This is a genomic window from Candidatus Microbacterium colombiense, from assembly GCA_029203165.1.
Lineage (GTDB): Bacteria > Actinomycetota > Actinomycetes > Actinomycetales > Microbacteriaceae > Microbacterium > Microbacterium colombiense.
Genome location: CP119308.1, coordinates 2,834,290 through 2,852,084, shown reverse-complemented (window position 1 = coordinate 2,852,084; position 17,795 = coordinate 2,834,290). Strand labels below are relative to the sequence as shown.

Here is a 17,795-nt window from a genome sequence, read left to right as displayed (position 1 = left end):
CCATGACCTACGTGCAGCAGAGGTCGGGTGACGGACGCAAGGATCTGCGGTATCCGGCGGCTCCCGAGCCGCTGGCCGTGGCGGTCTACGACAACCACGCGCACCTGGAGATCGTCGACGGCGAGGAGCCGCTGACGTTGACCGAGCAACTGGATCGCGCCGCGGCCGTCGGTATCGCCGGCGTGGTGCAGGCGTCGGGTGACATCGAGTCGTCGCGGTGGGCGGTCGAGGCCGCGGCATCCGACCCTCGTGTGCTCGCGGCGGTCGCGATCCATCCGAACGACGCCCCGGCGTACGCGGCGGACGGTCGGCTGGACGAGGCGATCTCGGTGATCGATGAGCTCGCCGCGCATCCGCGCACCCGTGCGATCGGCGAGACCGGACTCGATTTCTTCCGCACCGGGCCCGAGGGGTATGACGCCCAGTTCGCCTCGTTCGAGGCGCACATCGCGCTCGCCAAGAAGCACGGCATCGCCATGCAGATCCACGATCGCGATGCGCACGACGCGGTGCTGGAGACGCTGCAGCGGGTCGGGGCACCGGAACGCACCGTGTTCCACTGCTTCTCCGGCGATGACGTCATGGCCCGCGTCTGTGCGGATGTCGGCTACCACCTGTCGTTCGCCGGCAACGTCACCTTCAAGAACGCGCAGAACCTGCGCGATGCGCTGCACGTCACGCCGCTGGACCGGATCCTGGTCGAGACCGACGCCCCCTTCCTCACGCCCGTTCCCCTGCGAGGACGCCCGAATGCGCCCTATCTCGTGCCGATCACGGTGCGGTTCATGGCAGCCGAGCTCGGCATCGAGGTCGATGAACTCGCGGCGCGGATCGCCGAGAACACCCTCCGGGTCTACGGCTCCTTCACGGACTGATCGTCGCCGGAGACCGGTGTCGCACTCACGATCTGCGAGATCGGCTTCCACACGAACACCAGGGTGAGCGCCGCTCCGGCGAACGCGAACCACCAGGGACCCGTGAGACCCCAGACCTCGGCGATCACTCCGCCCAGCGCCTGTCCGATCACCATGCCGCCGAACACGCCCACCATGTTCACCGACGCGACCCGGCCCTGCAACGCCGGGGGCACGAGCCGCTGGCGCACGGTCGTCGAGATCGTGCCCCAGACGAACGCGTAAGCGCCGAAGGCGAACATGATCACGAGAGCGACCCACCCGGTGGTGGTCAGGGCGAATGCGAGGTGCATGAGCACTTCGAGCGACAGGACCACCCGCATCAGTGTCGCGAACGACACGTGCCGCTCCAGCCAGCCGAAGCTCACGGTCGCCAGCAGGCCGCCGATCGCCGACGCCGTCGTCAGGGCGCCGAAGCCGACCGCTCCCATGTTCAGGTGCTCGGTCGCGTAGAGCACGAGCACGCCCCAGGGCGCTGCCCAGGTCACGTTGAAGAGCAGGATGATCAGCACCAGCATCCGCACCGGCGGGTTGTGCCAGAGCCAGCGCAGTCCCTCGGCGATGTCGGTGTGCACCCTGCTCGTCCCTGCGCCGCCGTCACGCTCGGGCACGGGCGTGTGGGCCATGCGCGAGATCAGAACGACGGCGAGGCTGACGCACACGATCTCGAGCAGGAACGGCCACGCGGTGCCGGCGGCGAACAGGAAGGCTCCCAGCGGCGGCCCGGCGAACTGGTTCGCGACGAGATAGCCGGCCTGGAGCCGGGCGTTGCCGACGCCGAGGTCGGCCGGTTTCACGAGCATCGGCAGCAGCGTGCTGCCGGCGGTGTCGACGAACACCTCGGCCGTGCCGTAGAGGAAGGCGACAGCGAGCACGATCCAGATGGTGGCGGTGCCGGTGACGAGGAAGACGCAGAGCGCGGCGAGCACGACGGCGCGTGCGGCGTTGGCGAACATGACCAGTCGGCGTCGGTCGAAGCGATCCGCGATGGCGCCGGCGTGCAGACCGAACACGAGCCAGGGAAGGAACTGCAGGATCGCTCCCGAAGCCACCAGGATCGGCGACGAGGTCATCGACGCGATCAGCAGGGGAGCGGCGGCCAACGCCACTCCATCGCCGACGTTGCTCGTCCACGATGAGGCGAGAAGCCACCGGAAGTCGCGCCCCATGCGGCGCGGCGCGACGAGTTCACCGAGAGTGGGCATCACAGAAGACTACTGAGAGCCACGGACACCGGGCGACGGGGGAGCGCCGGGCGACGGGGGAGCGCCGGGCGTAGGGGAGAATGGAGGGATGACCGTCACCCTGCTCGGCGCCACCGAGATCCGCCGCCTCGCCGCCGAGCTCGACGTCACCCCCACCAAGAAGCTGGGGCAGAACTTCGTGGTCGATGCCAACACCGTGCGCAAGATCGTCCATGCCGCCCGCGTGCAGCCGGGCGAGCGCGTGGTCGAGGTCGGACCGGGACTCGGATCCCTCACGCTCGCCATCCTGGAGACCGGGGCCGCGGTCACCGCCGTCGAGATCGACCATCGTCTCGCCGCCCGGCTCTCGCAGACCGTCGCCGAGCACGGGGTGGACCCCGCGGCGCTCACGGTCGTCGATGCCGACGCCCTGCGCATCACGGAGTTGCCAGGAGAGCCGACGGTGCTCGTCGCCAACCTGCCGTACAACGTCTCGGTGCCCGTGCTGCTGCACTTCCTCGAGAACTTCGACTACCTGCAGCGTGGCGTCGTGATGGTGCAGGCCGAGGTCGCGGAGCGCCTCGCGGCGAAGCCCGGCTCGAAGATCTACGGATCTCCGAGCGTCAAGGCCGCCTGGTACGGCGAGTGGAAGCTCTCCGGCACCGTCTCACGGCAGGTCTTCTGGCCGGTGCCGAACGTCGACAGCCTCCTGGTCGGTTTCGATCGATCCGAGGGGGAGCGGGGCAGCGTCGACGAGAGGCGCCGCACGTTCCAGATCGTCGATGCCGCCTTCAACCAGCGTCGCAAGATGCTGCGCCAGGCGCTGTCCGGCCTCTTCGGCAGTTCCGCCGCTGCCTCCGAGGTGCTGTCGGCTGCCGGTGTCGCGCCGACCGCGCGCGGCGAGGATCTTACGGTAGATGACTATCAGCGCATCGCCCAGCACGCGCAGTCATCGCCAACGGCTAATCTGGCACCGTGACCGACTCCCCCCGCTTCAGCCCCCACGTTCCCGAACTGCACCGCCCGTACGCGGCCGATGAGAGCCGCTACCAGCAGTTCTCCTACCGACAGGTCGGTTCCTCCGGCCTGTACCTGCCGCCGATCTCGCTCGGTCTCTGGTGGAACTTCGGCGACAACATCCCGCTCGACAACCAGCGCGCACTGCTGCGCCATGCGTTCGACAACGGGATCAACCACTTCGATCTGGCGAACAACTACGGCCCGCCCTACGGCTCGGCCGAGAAGAACTTCGGCCGGATCTTCGCCGAGGACTTCCGCCCGTACCGCGACGAGCTCATCATCTCGTCGAAGGCCGGATGGGACATGTGGCCGGGCCCCTACGGCGACTTCGCCAGCCGCAAGTACATCATCGCCAGCGCCGAGCAGTCGCTGACCCGGATGGGACTCGACTACGTCGACATCTTCTATTCGCACCGGGTCGACCCCGTCACGCCGATCGCCGAGACCGTGGGCGCGCTGGACACGCTCGTGCGTCAGGGCAAGGCCCTCTACGTCGGCATCTCCTCGTACAGCGCGGAGCGCACCGAGGAGGCCGTGGCCGTCGCGAAGGATCTCGGCACCCCGCTGATCATCCACCAGCCCGCCTATTCGATCCTCAACCGCTGGGTCGAGGACGGTCTGACCGACACCCTGCAGGCCAACGGACTGGGCGCGATCGCGTTCACCCCGCTCGCCCAGGGTCTGCTCACCGACAAGTACCTCGGCGATGGAACGGCCGATCGCGCGCAGCAGCGCGGGTCGTTGCCGAGCGGTGCGCTGAGCGACGATGCCGTGACGACGCTGCGGGCACTGAACGACATCGCTCGCGAACGCGGTCAGTCGCTCGCCCAGCTGGCACTGCAGTGGACGCTGCGCAACCCCGTGGTGGCGTCGGCGCTGATCGGTGCGTCGCGCACCGAGCAGCTCGATGAGAACATCGCGGCCGTCAACGGTCCGGCCCTCACGACCGAGGAGCTGGCCCGGATCGACGAACTGGCGGGATCCATCGACGTCAACCTGTGGGCGAAGTCCTCGGAGCTGTGACGGTCACCGGATCATGAGCCTCTCCGCGTCCGCCGAGTCCGTGCATGTGCGCGCGCCGGGGAAGATCAACGTCTTCCTCGGTGTCGGCGGACGCCATGAGGACGGCTATCACGCCCTGGCGACCGTGTTCCAGGCGGTCTCGCTGTACGAAGACGTGATCGCCCGCCACGCCGACGACTATTCCTTGACGGTCTCGGGTGTCGATGATGTCGACAGCGTGCCCCTCGACGACCGGAACCTGGCGATGCGTGCGGCCAAGCTGCTCGCCACCGCGACGGAGTATCCCGGGGGTGTGGCGCTCGAGATCCGCAAGAGCGTTCCGGTCGCCGGGGGGATGGGCGGCGGATCGGCGGATGCTGCGGCTGCTCTCGTCGCGTGCGACGCGCTGTGGGGGACCGGTCTCTCGCCGGCACGCCTGCACGATCTGGCCGCACGACTGGGCGCTGATGTCCCCTTCGCACTGCACGGCGGCACAGCGGTCGGAACCGGGCGCGGCGATCAGTTGAACCCCGCTCTCGCGCGGGGACGCTTCGACTGGGTGCTGGTGACCAGTGAGCAGGGCCTGTCGACGCCGGTCGTCTACGGTCGCCTGGACGCGTTGCGCGAGGAAGAAGGCGCGCTCGCCGACGATCCGCCTCTGTCGCTCGACGTGCCCATCCCCGTGCTGCAGGCGCTTCGTGCGGGTGATCCGGCGGAGCTGGCCGACTCCTTGTTCAACGATCTGCAGGCTGCGGCGCTGTTCGAGCGTCCCGACCTCGCCGAGACGATCGACGAAGGCGTGCGCGCCGGGGCGCTGCAGGGGATCGTGTCGGGTTCGGGTCCGACGATCGCCCTCCTGTGCGCCGATCCTGACGTCGCCCTCGATGTGCAAACGGCACTGCGGCGTTCAGGGCGGGAAGCGCTGCATGTGCACGGCCCGGTGCCGGGCGCTCGCATCATCGGGTGACACAGGATCGGGTGACACAGAACAGAAGTCCGAGCGGGCAGCCCCTCTCGAGATTTCCAGTTCCCCAACCGGATTCTCGAGAGGGTGCGCCACAAGGGACGTGGCTGCTCTGCCTCACTGCGTTCGGCTCAACACCCCAGATGTTCAGCCTTGTAGCCCCAGCTACTGAATAGACGATAGCGCGAATTTGCTTGTCCCCCAAATGGGGGACAAAAAAAATTGCTGGGAGTTTGCTGAACGTTCGCGAACCACGGCGGGAGAGAGGGCGCGGAGCTGTGTTTCGAGCAGGTGCACCCACGTCAGGATCACGGTGAAACCGATCGCCTCGAAGAGCGTCAGGTTGATCATGCCCATGGTCATCGCCGCCATGCTGGTGATCATGAGCACGCCGGAGACGATCGCGAGCGTGTTCAACAAGCGCGAGAGCGTGCGCAGGAAGATGCGATGCACGATCAGCAGGCACGCAAAGGACGAGAGCATGAGCAGGGAGGCGTTGTCGTGCGCCGTCTTGTCGACCGACAGGGGGAACACCCCGATCGCGCCGAGGCTGATGCCCAGTGTGGCGACGAAGAATGGCACCACGTGCGATGCGCGACGATACGCGGCCTGCGCGTACATGGGTGAGCGGACGAGCCAGACCCTCATCATCACGGCCGACGCCGCGATCACGATCCCTGCCAGGATCAGCCCACCGTTGAACAGCGCGGCAGACAGGTCGCCGGTCATGCCGAGGCGACTGAAGTACAGCTCCCACCACTCGGGGTCGGTGGTGGTGAAAGTGGCTGCGAGGATGCCTGCGCACAGCAGGATCCCGGCAGTGAGGGTCATGGATACTCGTCGAGGTGAGCTCATGGCTTTTTCCTGTCGCCATACGCTCGACGGCCGGCCAGGACGAAGTTGAGTCCCTTCTCAGGCGAGCGTGTCATCGGGTGCGGCTCAGTAGATAGACCGCTGGGTAATTATCAGTGTAGCGACAACTTCCGGGTCACGACGGGTTTCTCATTTCGTTGGGAGTGACGCGGAGGTGAACACCCGGTGTGCACGAGACGGACGGACTGTGCCCCGGTCTGCGCGCAGAGATGCACATCTCTGCGTTCGGGATACATAATGAACTAACGATGTGACCGTGCACATGCAAGGAGGCTGCGATGTCCACCGCCTCTGAGCGCGCGCGGTTGCCGAGCATCCGCGACGTTGCGCGACTCGCAGGGGTATCGCATCAGACGGTCTCGCGTGTGCTGAACGATCACGCCAGCATCCGTCCGGAGACCAAGGCCAAGGTGCTCGACGCCATCGCCGTGCTCGACTATCGTCCGAACCTCGCCGCCCGGGCGCTGGTGACGAGCAAGTCGAACATGCTCGGCATCCTGTCGGCGACGATCGGCGAGTTCGGGCCGACGTCCTCGATCGCCAGCATCGAGGACGCGGCGCGCGAAGAGGGGTACTCCGTCTCGACGCTCAACCTCGCAGCGACCACGCCGGAGGCGATCGGCAGTGCCGTGCGACAGCTCGCCAGAGAGCAGGTCGACGGGATCGTCGTGCTCGCCCCGCAGGTGCGGGTGTTCAACGTGTTGCGCGGCATGGCCGTCGCCCTGCCCTTCGTCTCGCTGCAGACGGCGTCCGGGTCGGACGGTGTCAGCCTCTCGGCCGATCAGGTGGCGGGGGCGAGGGCGGCGACCGAGCATCTGATCGGGCTCGGCCACAGCGACATCCTGCACCTGGCCGGCCCGCAGGACTGGATCGAGGCGGAGTCGCGGATGCGGGGGTACCTCGATGCCCTGCGCGAGGCCGATCTGCCGACGTTCCCGCCGATCCGCGGTGATTGGTCCGCAGACTTCGGGTATTTCGCCGGGCAGGAGCTGTCGCGTCGGCGGGACTTCACCGCGGTGTTCGCGGCGAACGATCTGATGGCGATCGGCCTGCTGCACGGATTCCGTGACGCGAAGGTGAGGGTGCCGGAAGACATCAGCGTCGTCGGTTTCGATGACGTGCCGGTGGCCGCCCATGTGGCGCCGACCTTGACGACCGTGCATCAGGACTTCCCGGAGCTCGGGCGTCGAGCGGTGAAGATCCTGCTCGCCCAGATCCGGGGTGAGCAGGTGCCCGCGTTCGGTCCGCTCCAGACGACTCTGCGCGTGCGTGAGTCGTCCGGATCACGGTAACGACACGAAATCGCCGTCCGGACTTGACAGCGCCCCGTCCGCATTGGACGATGTTACAAATGTGAACGGTCACATCGAAGGTGACCGCACGTCGCGAGGAAGATCCGTGAGCACCACTGCAACGTTGCCGACCGTGTCAGGCCCGATCCTGGAGATGCGCAGCATCACCAAGGAGTTCCCGGGCGTCAAGGCACTCTCCGAGGTGTCGATCACCGTACGGGCTGGGGAGATCCACGCCATCTGCGGTGAGAACGGCGCCGGCAAGTCGACCCTGATGAAGGTCCTGTCCGGCGTGTACCCCGCCGGCACGTACGACGGAGAGATCCTGTTGTACGGCGAGGAGCAGCGCTTCAAGGACATCGCGGCCAGCGAGCAGGCCGGCATCGTGATCATCCACCAGGAGCTCGCGCTGATCCCCGAGCTCTCGGTCACCGAGAACATCTTCCTCGGCAACGAGATCCGCCGCTTCGGCCGGATCGACTGGCAGGCGCAGAAGCAGCGCGCGATCGAGCTGCTCGCCCGTGTCGGTCTGAGCGAGGACCCGGATGCACAGGTCAAGACGCTCGGTGTCGGCAAGCAGCAGCTCATCGAGATCGCGAAGGCGCTCAACAAGGACGTCAAGCTGCTGATCCTCGACGAGCCGACTGCGGCCCTGAACGAGAACGACTCGCAGCACCTGCTCGATCTGATCCTGGGGCTCAAGGCCAAGGGCATCGCGTCGATCATGATCAGCCACAAGCTCAACGAGATCGAGCAGATCGCCGATGAGATCACGATCATCCGCGATGGACGCACGGTCGAGACGCTCGACATCTCACGCGGCGAGATCAACGAGGACCGCATCATCCGCGGGATGGTCGGACGCTCGCTCGAGAGCCGCTACCCGGACCGCACGCCGGAGATCGGCGAGGTGTTCTTCGAGGTCAACGACTGGTGGGTGCAGCATCCGACCGTATCCGAGCGCATGGTCGTGAAGGGCTCGAGCCTCAACGTCCGTCGCGGCGAGGTCGTCGGCATCGCCGGACTCATGGGCGCAGGTCGCACGGAGTTCGCGATGAGCATGTTCGGCCGCTCCTACGGCACGTTCCTCTCGGGCACGATGATCAAGGACGGCGAGGAGATCGCTCTCCCGGACGTCGCAGCCGCGATCAAGCACGGGCTCGCGTACGTGAGCGAGGACCGCAAGGTGCTCGGCCTCAACCTGCTCGACACGATCAAGCGGGCCACCGTCTCCGCCAAGCTGTCCAAGATCGCCCGCCGCGGCGTCGTGGACCCGCGCGCCGAGTTCGCGATCGCCGAGCAGTACCGCAAGGCGCTGCGCATCAAGACCCCCTCGGTCGAAGAGGGCGTCGGCAAGCTGTCGGGCGGCAACCAGCAGAAGGTCGTGCTGGCGAAGTGGATGTTCACCGACCCCGACCTGCTGATCCTCGACGAGCCGACCCGAGGCATCGACGTCGGCGCGAAGTACGAGATCTACGCGATCATCAACGAGCTCGCCGCGCAGGGCAAGGGCGTCATCGTCATCTCCAGCGAACTGCCCGAGCTGCTCGGCATCTCCGACCGCATCTACACCGTCTTCGAAGGTCGGGTCACCGACTGCATCCCGGCCGACCAGGCGACACCCGAGGCCCTCATGCGCAGCATGACCTCCGCGACCCAGAAAGCATCCGCATGACCACCGAATCCACCACCGCGAAGCGCGGATTCCACTTCAAGGATCTCGGGAAGATGTTCGGGGGTGGACAGTCGACGCTGCGTCAGTTCAGCATCCTCGGCAGCCTCGTCGTCATCCTGGTCGTCTTCCAGTTGCTGACGTGGATCTTCAAGGGACAGGGTCTGACGCTTTCGTCGGGCAACCTGATCAACGTCGTCAACCAGTACTCCTACATCCTGATCCTCGCGATCGGCATGGTGATGGTGATCATCATGGGCCACATCGATCTGTCGGTCGGATCCGTGGCGGCGTTCACGGGCATCATCGTGGCGAAGGCCATGGCGGACTGGGATCTGCCCTGGCCGTTGGCCATCCTGCTCGGGCTCGGCGTCGGCGTGCTGGTCGGTGCGTGGCAAGGCTTCTGGGTCGCCTACGTGGGGGTGCCGGCGTTCATCGTGACGCTGGCCGGCATGCTCTTCTTCCGCGGTGCGAACCAATGGGTCGGGGACTCGCAGTCGGTGCCGGTGCCCGAGGGGTTCAAGATCATCGGCGCTGGTTACCTGCCCGAGCTCTCCTTCATCCCGGTGCCCTTCAATGTGCTGACCATGGTGCTCGCCCTGATCGGCGTCGCGTGGATCGTGGTTTCCGAGATCCGCCTGCGTCGGGCCCAGCGCAAGATGGGCTCCGAGATGGCGCCCAGCTGGGTCAGCATCACCAAGGTGATCCTGATCTCGGTCGTCATCCTGGTCGCCGGATGGCTGTTCGCCACCGGGCGCGAGGGAACCAGCTTCCCGATCTCCGGCGTGATCCTGCTGCTGCTCGTGATCCTCTACACGTTCATCACGAACAACACGGTGTTCGGCCGTCACATCTACGCGGTCGGTGGCAACCGCCAGGCAGCGCGCCTGTCGGGTGTCAAGGACCGCTGGGTCGACTTCTTCGTCATGATGAACATGTCGGTTCTCGCCGCCCTCGCCGGCATGATCTACGTCTCCCGCGCCACCGCCTCCGGCCCTCAGGACGGCAATGGCTGGGAGCTCGACGCGATCGCCTCGGTCTTCATCGGTGGCGCCGCCGTCTCGGGTGGTATCGGTACCGTCATCGGATCGATCATCGGTGGTCTCGTGATGGCGTTCCTCAATAACGGACTCGCACTGCTGGGTCAAGGCGCCGACGTGGTCTCGATGATCAAGGGCCTCGTGCTCCTGCTCGCGGTCGGCGTCGACGTCTGGAACAAGCAGCAGGGTCGCCCCTCGATCACCGGGTTCCTGATGCGTCGCTCCGACCGCAAGCAAGACCCCGCCCTCGAGACCTTCGACCCGAAGGCGAACTACCCCACAGGTCAGAAGTACGAAGCCCCCGCCGTCGACGAGACGCGCGGAAAGTAGGGGTCGAGCCGCGCGCCGCACGCGTGACGAGACCTTCACACACCAGAGAAAGAGATCACATGAAGAAGATTCTTCTGACGGCGACAGCGATCGTCGCCGTGGGCGCCTTCGCCCTCACCGGTTGCTCCTCGGAGCGCGGCGGTGACACCGGAACCGGTGGAGGGGAAGAGACCGCCAAGGGCTTCGCCGCTGACGCCACGATCGGTGTCGCACTGCCCGACAAGACCTCGGAGAACTGGGTCCTCGCCGGCCAGCTGTTCACCGACGGTCTCGAGAAGGCCGGATTCAAGGCTGACGTGCAGTACGCGCCGGCCAGCAACACGGTCGCCGAGCAGCAGAACCAGATCCAGGCGATGGTCACCGGTGGTGCGAAGGTCATCATCATCGGCGCGAAGGACGGCAAGCAGCTGTCGACGCAGGTTGAGGCAGCCCGCGACGCAGGTGTCACGGTCATCGCGTACGACCGACTGATCGAGAACACCGAAGCCGTCGACTACTACGTCGCCTTCGACAACTTCAAGGTCGGCCAGCTGCAGGGCCAGGCGCTGCTCGACGGTCTCGCCGAGCGTGCGGGCCACGAGGCTCCGTACAACATCGAGCTGTTCTCGGGTTCGCCGGATGACGCCAACGCTCCGGTGTTCTTCAACGGTGCGATGGACGTGCTCCAGCCGAAGATCGACGACGGCACGCTGAAGGTCGTGTCGGGCCAGACCGAGATCGCGCAGACGGCGACCGAGGGCTGGAAGCCGGAGAACGCTCAGCGCCGCATGGACTCGCTGCTCACCTCGTCGTACGGTTCCGAGACGCTCGACGGCGTCCTCTCCCCGAACGACACCCTCGCTCGCGCCATCATCACCTCGGTGCAGCAGGCAGGCAAGCCGGTTCCGGTCGTCACGGGTCAGGACTCCGAGGTCGAGTCCGTCAAGTCGATCATGGAGGGCGTCCAGTACTCCACGATCAACAAGGACACCACGCTCCTCGTCGAGCAGTCCATCAAGATGGTCGGCCAGCTCCAGAAGGGCGAAGAGGTCGACGTCAACGACACCGAGCAGTACGACAACGGCAAGAAGGTCGTCCCGGCCTACCTGCTCGAGCCGCTGATCGTCACGAAGGAGAACGCGCTCGAGGCTTACGCGAACGTGCCGAGCCTCCTCGAGATCGTGAAGTCGTTCCAGTAAGTCACGCATGACCCGCGAGGCCTCGTGCATCGCGGTGGACGAGCCGTCCGGACTCTCGGGTTCCGGGCGGCTCGTTCGTATTCAGGGCAGCGCTAGTACCAGACCGGGTCGTTGGGGTCGGGGGAGTCTGTGCCGTCCGCGTCGGTCATGATGTGGGCATTCGCGATCCACGACGTCAGATGTCGGTCGTGGAGGAAGTGAGGTCGCGGTGCGCCGAGGAGGTCGGGGTTCGCCACGACCTCCAGCGGCTCATCGCTCGCGAAGATGACCACGTTGCCGAGTGGTCCTTCGTCATCTTCTGGCTCTGCGTCGAGAACGACGGCGACGTGGGCGAACACCGAGCTCAGGGTGGCCGCCTGTCGCCGCGAATACTCGAACGGATGCCCGTCGAGCAGGTTCACCGCGACGATTCCCCCTGCAGCGGAGCGTGCGGCGACCCGGCGGTAGAACTCCTGACTGGCCACGCGATGCCGGATGACGGCGGCATCCCAGAGATCGACGACGGTGAAGGGGGCGTTCACCCACTCGGAGGCGACCGCGGCATCAACGATCGTTGCGGTCCCCGGCGCGGGGGAGGAGGATGCCGGCACCGGCGCTCGCTTCTCTTCCGGCAGCTCGGCGTCTGCGACCGCTCGCGCATCGCCGAAGACGACTCGCAGATCAGCGCTGGGAGGCAGAGGCAGCGCGGAGATCATGGCTGCGTAGAGGACGGGCTCGAACTCGACGACGAGTTGAGGTGAGCCGGTGCGCGTGGCCTCCACGTAGCGCGCCAGCGTGAGTGCGCCGGCTCCCAGATGCACGGTGAACAGCGGTGCGCCGGGCTCAGCCGCGGCGTCCATCACGCGGGCGATGTGCCGAGTGTAGGCGTACTCGAGGGTGGTGGGCTCGGTCATCCAGACGACCGACTGCGCGATTCCATCGACACTGAGTTCGTAGCGACCGCGCCGCCGTCTCGACTGCACCAGCTTCGCCTTGTGATCATCCAGTGAGAGCGAGAAGATCCGGCGATTCCATGGCACCCGTCGATCCTAAGCCGAGCGCGCCGGGGGGATCCCCGGGGTGGTCAGAACGGCACAAGTACTGACGCGGTGGTCTCGAACGCGGTGGTCTCGAACGTGGTGGTCTCTGACGGGGTGGTCTCGAACGGGGTGGTCTCGAACGTGGTGGGCTCGAACGGCGTGGGTGCGAACCGCACCGTGTTCTGTACAGGTGCCCGGTCGATGTATACGTCTCCTGTCGGGCTTCTCCATTCGAGAACGCCACCGCCCCTGTGCTCCACATGCCAGGGGGAGTGGTGCTTCATCATGTGATGTCGACGACAGAAGTGCGCGAGATTGTCTGCGCAGGTCGGTCCGCCGTCGGCCGCCGCATGATTGTGGTCGATGTCGCACTTTCGCGACGCAAGTCCGCACGCCGGGAATCGGCAGCGCTGATCCCTCGCGCGGAGATGGCGTTTCAGTTGATCGCCCGGCCGATATCGGTCGACGGCGAGCAACGCGCCGCTGATCGGATGGGTGAGCACCCGATCCCACCCGATCGCCGCCCCGGCGATCCTGCGCGCAGTGTCGACGTCGATCGGGCAGAGGCCGTCGAGCTCGGCCGGGGGCAGGTCGATGTGCGATCCGCGCGCGTCCATCAACGTCATGACCGGCACGGTCACCTCCACGCGCGCCCGGAAGGAGCCCAACAGTGCGTCGTCGGAGTCGTGTCCGTTCGGTGTGCCCGTGAGCACGAGATCTACGAGCAGATCCGCGCGGAGCTGGTCGACCGTCCGCTCGGCCGTGGGCATGTCTGCCCGCTCGTCCGCCTGCTCGTCCGCAGCGCTGTCAGCATCCATCGACGGCCGCTCCTTCGCGGCGCGGGCGTTCTCCGTGCGCACGCGGTGCGCCATCTGCGACAGGCGGTCGTACATGCCGTGGATGAGCGTCGATGGTCCGCGCACGCCCAGCTCCGACATCCCGTCATCGAGGTCGTTCACCCAGACCCGTCGATGCTCGCGCGCGTCGCGATGACGTTCGGTCAGCGATCGTGACCGGTACTGCTCGGCGATCCTGCGCGCATCGCGGCGCAGGCGGTTCGGCGACTCGGCCTCCGCGATCACGAGCACCGCATCGGCATACGCCGCGCGGTCGTGGGGATCATCGAGATGCGCCCCTGCCTCGACGATGACCCGCGCGTGTGCCGCGGTGATGCGCCCGGCGCCCTGCGCCGCCCACACATCCGGCAGATCCGTCACGAGGCGCGACGCCGCTGCCATCCGACGTTCGATCGTGCGATCGCTCATCCGTTGCGCGGCACCGATCTCGGCGGCCACCGCGCGCGTTGCCATGTCGCCATAGTCGGGATGGTTCGCCTGCCTGGCGATGTCGATCGCCAGCCGAGACGCCATCGCGAGCATGCCGTCTCGGGCGGCCAGCATTGCGCTGATGGTCTCTTCCGCAGCCTGTAGCCCGGCGACCAGATCGGCGAGCATCGCCATCTGGGAGTCGTTCGCATCGAGCAGGTCCGCCATGACCCCAGTCCACCACCACCCACCGACATTCGAATCTCTGCGCTGGGGTGCGGCGCCGACTCTCCGCGCCGCGCGACTACCCTGGAGGAGACATGGCACATCTTCTCGGGGCCGAGGCCCTTCATCTCGAATATCCCACTCGAATCGTCTTCGACTCCGTCACCCTCGGCATCGAGGAGGGCGACCGGATCGGCATCGTCGGGCGCAACGGCGACGGCAAATCGAGCCTGCTCGGGATGCTGGCCGGACGCAAGGAGCCCAACTCGGGTCGCGTCACCGTGCGCGGCGGCACCACGATCGGCGTGCTCGACCAGGCCGACACGCTCCCTGACGACCTCACCATCAGCGAGGCGGTCGTCGGCGACACCCCGGAGTACGAGTGGGCCGGCGACGCGCGCGTCCGCGATGTGATCGAGGGTCTGCTGAAGGATCTGCCGTGGGATGCCGAGATCGGCTCCCTCAGCGGTGGCCAGCGCCGACGGGTCTCCCTGGCGAAGCTGCTGACCGGCGACTGGGACGTGATCGCACTCGACGAGCCGACCAACCACCTCGACGTCGAGGCGGTCACATGGCTGGCCGGACACCTCAAGAAGCGGTGGGCGCCCAACTCCGGCGCACTCATGGTGGTCACGCACGACCGGTGGTTCCTCGACGAGATCTCCACCGAGACCTGGGAGGTGCACGACCGCATCGTCGAGCCCTTCGAAGGTGGCTATGCGGCCTACATCCTCCAGCGCGTAGAGCGCGACCGCATGTCGGCGGCGACAGAGGCGAAGCGTCAGAACCTCGCCAAGAAGGAGCTCGCCTGGTTGCGTCGCGGCGCCCCGGCTCGCACCGCCAAGCCGAAGTTCCGCATCGATGCGGCCAACGAGCTCATCGCCGATGTACCCGAGATCCGCGACAAGGTGTCGCTGCAGTCCCTCGCGGTGTCCCGTCTGGGCAAGGACGTCGTCGACCTGCTCGACGTGGGTGTGACCTACCCCGCGGCGGACGGCGGCGAGAAGGTCGTCCTGAAAGACGTCGAGTGGCGCATCGCACCGGGGGAGCGCACCGGCATCCTCGGCGTGAACGGCGCAGGCAAGTCCACGCTGCTCGGACTCATCTCCGGAACGGTGCAGCCGACGTCCGGCCGCGTCAAGCGCGGCACGACCGTCGTCGTGAAGACCCTCACCCAGCGCCTCGACGAGCTCGAGCAGCACTGGAAGGATCCGGTGCGCGTCGTGATCTCGGGCCTGCGCACCTCGTACACGATGGGCGCGGGCTCCAAGGCGCAGGATCTCACTCCCGGCCAGCTGCTCGAACGCCTCGGCTTCTCGTCCGCACAGCTCTCCACTCCGGTGAAGGACCTCTCGGGCGGTCAGCAGCGGCGCCTCCAGCTGCTGCTCGTGCTGCTCGACCAGCCCAATGTGCTGATCCTCGATGAGCCCACCAACGACCTCGACACCGACATGCTGGCCGCCATCGAGGATCTGCTCGACTCCTGGTCGGGCACGCTGCTCGTCGTCAGCCACGACCGCTACTTCCTGGAGCGTGTGACCGACCAGCAGTTCGCGATCCTCGACGGGCACCTGCGCCACCTTCCCGGGGGTGTGGAGGAGTACCTGCGCCTGCGCCAGCTGCAGGACTCGACCTCGGCGAAGGGGCAGACGGTCAAGGCCGCGACGGCCACCGCCGCACAGACGGCTACCGGTCTCGATGGCGCCGCGTTGCGCGCCGCGCAGAAGGAGGTCTCCTCCCTGGAGCGGCGCATCCAGAAGCTCACGCAGCAGGTGGATGCGGCCAAACAGGCGCTCGCGGAGCACGACCAGTCGGACTACACGGGTCTCGGCGCCAAGACGGCGGCGATCGCGGAGAAGCAGGGCGAGATCGAAGAGCTGGAGCTGCGCTGGTTCGAGCTCACGGAGCAGCTGGACTGAGGCCGGTCCCCCGCAGAGGGGGTCTGTTGTTCCCCCCTTCCTGGGAATACGGTGGCAGTGCGATGCGCTGTGCTCTGGGCGGGGCCTGACACCATCCGGTGTCGCACGGCACGATCCTGCGGCATCCGGGAGGTACATATGGAAGGTCTCGAGGTCACGGTCCTGCTGGGGCTCACGATCCTGGCCGGGGCGTTGCTCGCGCCGCGAGTGCGTCTCGCGCTGCCGCTCGTGCTGGTCATCTTCGGGCTCGCGCTGGGCTTCATCCCCGCGCTGCGCGAGGTGCAGCTGCCGCCCGAGACCGTGCTGCTGCTGTTCCTGCCGGTGATGCTCTTCTGGGAGAGCCTCACCACCTCGCTGCGGTCGATCCGCCGCGACTTCCGCTACATCCTGCCGATGAGCACGCTGCTGGTCGTGGCGTCGGCGTTCGCCGTCGCCGGGGTGGGCGTGCTGTTCGGCATGCCGTGGGAGATCGCGCTCATCCTCGGTGCCGCTGTCGCTCCGCCGGATGCCACGGCGGTCGCCGCCCTCGGACGCCTGCTCCCGCGGCGCATGTTCATGAAGCTCAAGGCCGAGAGCCTCACGAACGACGGAACCGCGCTCGTGCTCTACGCGATCGCCGTCTCGCTCGCCGTGGGTGGTCAGATCACCCCGTGGTCGGTGACCTGGACGGTCCTGGTGTCCTACATCGGCGGCATCGCCGCGGGCGCCGTGATCGCGGTGCTCGGTGCGCTCCTGCTGCGCCGCAGCGAGTCCACGGCGGTCATCAACGTCACTCTTCTGCTGATCCCGTTCACCGCGTTCCTGCTGGCCGAGATCATCGAGGCCTCGGGAGTGCTCGCCGTGGTGGTCGCCGGCCTGATCGTCTCCTACGTCTCTCCGCGGGTGACGACCGCCTCCTCGCGCCGGCAGTCCGACGCGGTGTGGCCGTTCGGCGTCTTCCTGCTCAACGGTGCCCTGTTCATCCTGATCGGTCTCGAAGTGCAGTTCGTGCTGCATGAGATCTCGGCCGCGGCGATCGGACGCCTCGTGCTGACCTCGCTCGCCGTGTGGGCGACCCTCGTCGTCGTGCGCTACCTGTTCCAACTGCTCAGCGTGCCGTTCCAGAGGACCACCGGCCCGCGCCCGCCGCGAGGACTGCGCTCGCGGGCCCGCGTCGTCTCGACCGTCGCCGGCATGCGCGGGGCGGTGTCGCTGGCGATCGCCCTCTCGGTGCCGACGACGCTTGCGGACGGTGCGTCAGGACGCGACGAGATCGTGTTCGTCACGGCTGGAGTGATCCTGCTCAGCCTGCTCGTGCAGGGGCCGTTGCTCCCGGCAGTGCTGCGCTGGGCGCGCATGCCCGTCGACCACGCCGAGCAGGAGGAGTACGAACTCGCCGAGCGTACGATCTCGGGGGCCGCGTTGGCCGCCCTCGACGACCTCGCCGTCGAGCACGGGGTCGGTCAGGAGGTACGCGACCGCGTGCGCAGCGAGGGCTATCAGATGCTCGAGCTCGCCAACGCCAAGACGCTCGCCCGCGAGCAGGCGCTGGTCGACTCAGAAGCAGAGGCGCTGGATGCGCTCCTCGACGAGCCGGACCCTTACGGCACCGACGGCACGGGCGCACCGGCTGCAGACACGTCGGTCGGCGGGGGAGGCGTGTCGGCGGTCGTGGAGGGCATGACGCTCCAGATGATCGCGACCTCGACCGATGTCGACGTGCTGCAGCGCTCGCCGCTTATCCGCCACGAAGAGCACACGCGGCTCAAGCTGGCGCTCCTCGACCGCAAGCGCGAGGTGCTGCTGGGTCTGCGCCGCACCGGCACGGTCGACGACGTCGTGGTGCGCCGTATCGCCGCACGCCTCGATCTCGAGCAGGTGCGGTTGCAGGGGATCGAGGAGTTCGACTGAGTCGACTC

At 67.1% G+C, this 17,795-nt stretch carries 14 protein-coding genes; 10 read left to right on the top strand and 4 right to left on the bottom strand.

Annotated elements, in window-relative coordinates; translation table 11 throughout:
• Positions 1-2 precede the first annotated feature (2 nt).
• Positions 3-875 (top strand): TatD family hydrolase, encoded by an 873-nt coding sequence (locus tag P0Y60_13770; protein WEK60371.1) that lies wholly within the window; start codon positions 3-5, stop codon positions 873-875.
• On the opposite strand, the gene P0Y60_13765 is transcribed toward P0Y60_13770, so the two are convergent.
• Positions 854-2,119: an MFS transporter gene (locus P0Y60_13765; GenBank protein ID WEK60370.1), complete on the bottom strand. Its 1,266-nt coding sequence runs from the start codon at positions 2,117-2,119 to the stop codon at positions 854-856. The two genes, P0Y60_13770 and P0Y60_13765, sit on opposite strands and share 22 nt — an antisense overlap.
• A gap of 88 nt (positions 2,120-2,207) precedes the next feature.
• Between P0Y60_13765 and rsmA the strand changes: the two genes are divergently transcribed.
• Genes rsmA through P0Y60_13750 form a run of 3 tightly spaced genes read left to right on the top strand, consistent with a single transcriptional unit; the run spans position 2,208 to position 5,087 of the window.
• Complete coding sequence (rsmA, locus tag P0Y60_13760; GenBank protein ID WEK60369.1) at positions 2,208-3,077, top strand: 16S rRNA (adenine(1518)-N(6)/adenine(1519)-N(6))-dimethyltransferase RsmA; 870 nt, start codon at positions 2,208-2,210, stop codon at positions 3,075-3,077.
• Positions 3,074-4,141, top strand: coding sequence for an L-glyceraldehyde 3-phosphate reductase (gene mgrA / locus P0Y60_13755; protein WEK60368.1), 1,068 nt, complete (start codon positions 3,074-3,076; stop codon positions 4,139-4,141). Before rsmA ends, mgrA begins: the two co-directional genes overlap by 4 nt.
• 13 nt (positions 4,142-4,154) lie before the next feature.
• Entirely contained in the window at positions 4,155-5,087 is a 933-nt protein-coding gene (locus P0Y60_13750) for a 4-(cytidine 5'-diphospho)-2-C-methyl-D-erythritol kinase (GenBank protein ID WEK60367.1), read from the top strand.
• A 162-nt stretch (positions 5,088-5,249) separates the two neighbouring features.
• Here the strand turns inward: P0Y60_13750 and P0Y60_13745 are convergent, their stop codons facing one another.
• Positions 5,250-5,915, bottom strand: a complete 666-nt coding sequence (locus P0Y60_13745) for a DUF998 domain-containing protein (protein ID WEK60366.1) — start codon at positions 5,913-5,915, stop codon at positions 5,250-5,252.
• Between the two features lie 320 nt (positions 5,916-6,235).
• Here P0Y60_13745 and P0Y60_13740 point away from each other — a divergent pair, with 320 nt between their 5' ends.
• From P0Y60_13740 to chvE, 4 genes are all read left to right on the top strand, one after another.
• Complete coding sequence (locus tag P0Y60_13740) at positions 6,236-7,249, top strand: LacI family DNA-binding transcriptional regulator (protein ID WEK60365.1); 1,014 nt, start codon at positions 6,236-6,238, stop codon at positions 7,247-7,249.
• 154 nt (positions 7,250-7,403) lie between these two features.
• Positions 7,404-8,924, top strand: coding sequence for a sugar ABC transporter ATP-binding protein (gene gguA / locus P0Y60_13735; protein ID WEK62927.1), 1,521 nt, complete (start codon positions 7,404-7,406; stop codon positions 8,922-8,924).
• Positions 8,921-10,291, top strand: coding sequence for a sugar ABC transporter permease (gguB, locus tag P0Y60_13730; protein ID WEK60364.1), 1,371 nt, complete (start codon positions 8,921-8,923; stop codon positions 10,289-10,291). The genes gguA and gguB overlap by 4 nt, the downstream gene beginning before the upstream one ends.
• Positions 10,292-10,350: 59 nt before the next feature.
• A complete protein-coding gene (chvE, locus tag P0Y60_13725; GenBank protein WEK60363.1) occupies positions 10,351-11,469 on the top strand; it encodes a sugar ABC transporter substrate-binding protein in 1,119 nt (372 codons plus the stop codon).
• Between the two features lie 92 nt (positions 11,470-11,561).
• Here the strand turns inward: chvE and P0Y60_13720 are convergent, their stop codons facing one another.
• Both P0Y60_13720 and P0Y60_13715 read right to left on the bottom strand, forming a co-directional pair.
• Positions 11,562-12,488, bottom strand: a complete 927-nt coding sequence (locus P0Y60_13720) for a hypothetical protein (GenBank protein WEK60362.1) — start codon at positions 12,486-12,488, stop codon at positions 11,562-11,564.
• Positions 12,489-12,532: 44 nt separating this feature from the next.
• Complete coding sequence (locus P0Y60_13715; GenBank protein ID WEK60361.1) at positions 12,533-13,981, bottom strand: DUF222 domain-containing protein; 1,449 nt, start codon at positions 13,979-13,981, stop codon at positions 12,533-12,535.
• Positions 13,982-14,073: 92 nt separating this feature from the next.
• Here P0Y60_13715 and P0Y60_13710 point away from each other — a divergent pair, with 92 nt between their 5' ends.
• Together P0Y60_13710 and P0Y60_13705 are read left to right on the top strand one after the other, a co-directional pair.
• On the top strand, positions 14,074-15,897 hold the full coding sequence (locus tag P0Y60_13710) for an ABC-F family ATP-binding cassette domain-containing protein (protein ID WEK60360.1): 1,824 nt from the start codon (positions 14,074-14,076) through the stop codon (positions 15,895-15,897).
• 138 nt (positions 15,898-16,035) lie between these two features.
• The gene (locus P0Y60_13705) at positions 16,036-17,787 is read left to right on the top strand and encodes a Na+/H+ antiporter (GenBank protein ID WEK60359.1); all 1,752 of its coding nucleotides are present in this window, start codon (positions 16,036-16,038) and stop codon (positions 17,785-17,787) included.
• The last annotated feature ends 8 nt before the right edge of the window (positions 17,788-17,795 follow it).

Excerpts from the sequence above, each read along its gene's own strand:
- P0Y60_13750 (WEK60367.1), top strand. The coding sequence starts at position 4,155 with ATGAGCCTCTCCGCGTCCGCCGAGTCCGTGCATGTGCGCGCGCCGGGG.
- rsmA (WEK60369.1), top strand. The coding sequence starts at position 2,208 with ATGACCGTCACCCTGCTCGGCGCCACCGAGATCCGCCGCCTCGCCGCC.
- P0Y60_13715 (WEK60361.1), bottom strand. The coding sequence starts at position 13,981 with ATGGCGGACCTGCTCGATGCGAACGACTCCCAGATGGCGATGCTCGCC.
- P0Y60_13710 (WEK60360.1), top strand. The coding sequence starts at position 14,074 with ATGGCACATCTTCTCGGGGCCGAGGCCCTTCATCTCGAATATCCCACT.
- gguB (WEK60364.1), top strand. The coding sequence starts at position 8,921 with ATGACCACCGAATCCACCACCGCGAAGCGCGGATTCCACTTCAAGGAT.
- gguA (WEK62927.1), top strand. The coding sequence starts at position 7,404 with ATGCGCAGCATCACCAAGGAGTTCCCGGGCGTCAAGGCACTCTCCGAG.
- P0Y60_13770 (WEK60371.1), top strand. The coding sequence starts at position 3 with ATGACCTACGTGCAGCAGAGGTCGGGTGACGGACGCAAGGATCTGCGG.
- P0Y60_13705 (WEK60359.1), top strand. The coding sequence starts at position 16,036 with ATGGAAGGTCTCGAGGTCACGGTCCTGCTGGGGCTCACGATCCTGGCC.
- P0Y60_13740 (WEK60365.1), top strand. The coding sequence starts at position 6,236 with ATGTCCACCGCCTCTGAGCGCGCGCGGTTGCCGAGCATCCGCGACGTT.
- P0Y60_13745 (WEK60366.1), bottom strand. The coding sequence starts at position 5,915 with ATGACCCTCACTGCCGGGATCCTGCTGTGCGCAGGCATCCTCGCAGCC.
- P0Y60_13765 (WEK60370.1), bottom strand. The coding sequence starts at position 2,119 with ATGCCCACTCTCGGTGAACTCGTCGCGCCGCGCCGCATGGGGCGCGAC.
- chvE (WEK60363.1), top strand. The coding sequence starts at position 10,351 with ATGAAGAAGATTCTTCTGACGGCGACAGCGATCGTCGCCGTGGGCGCC.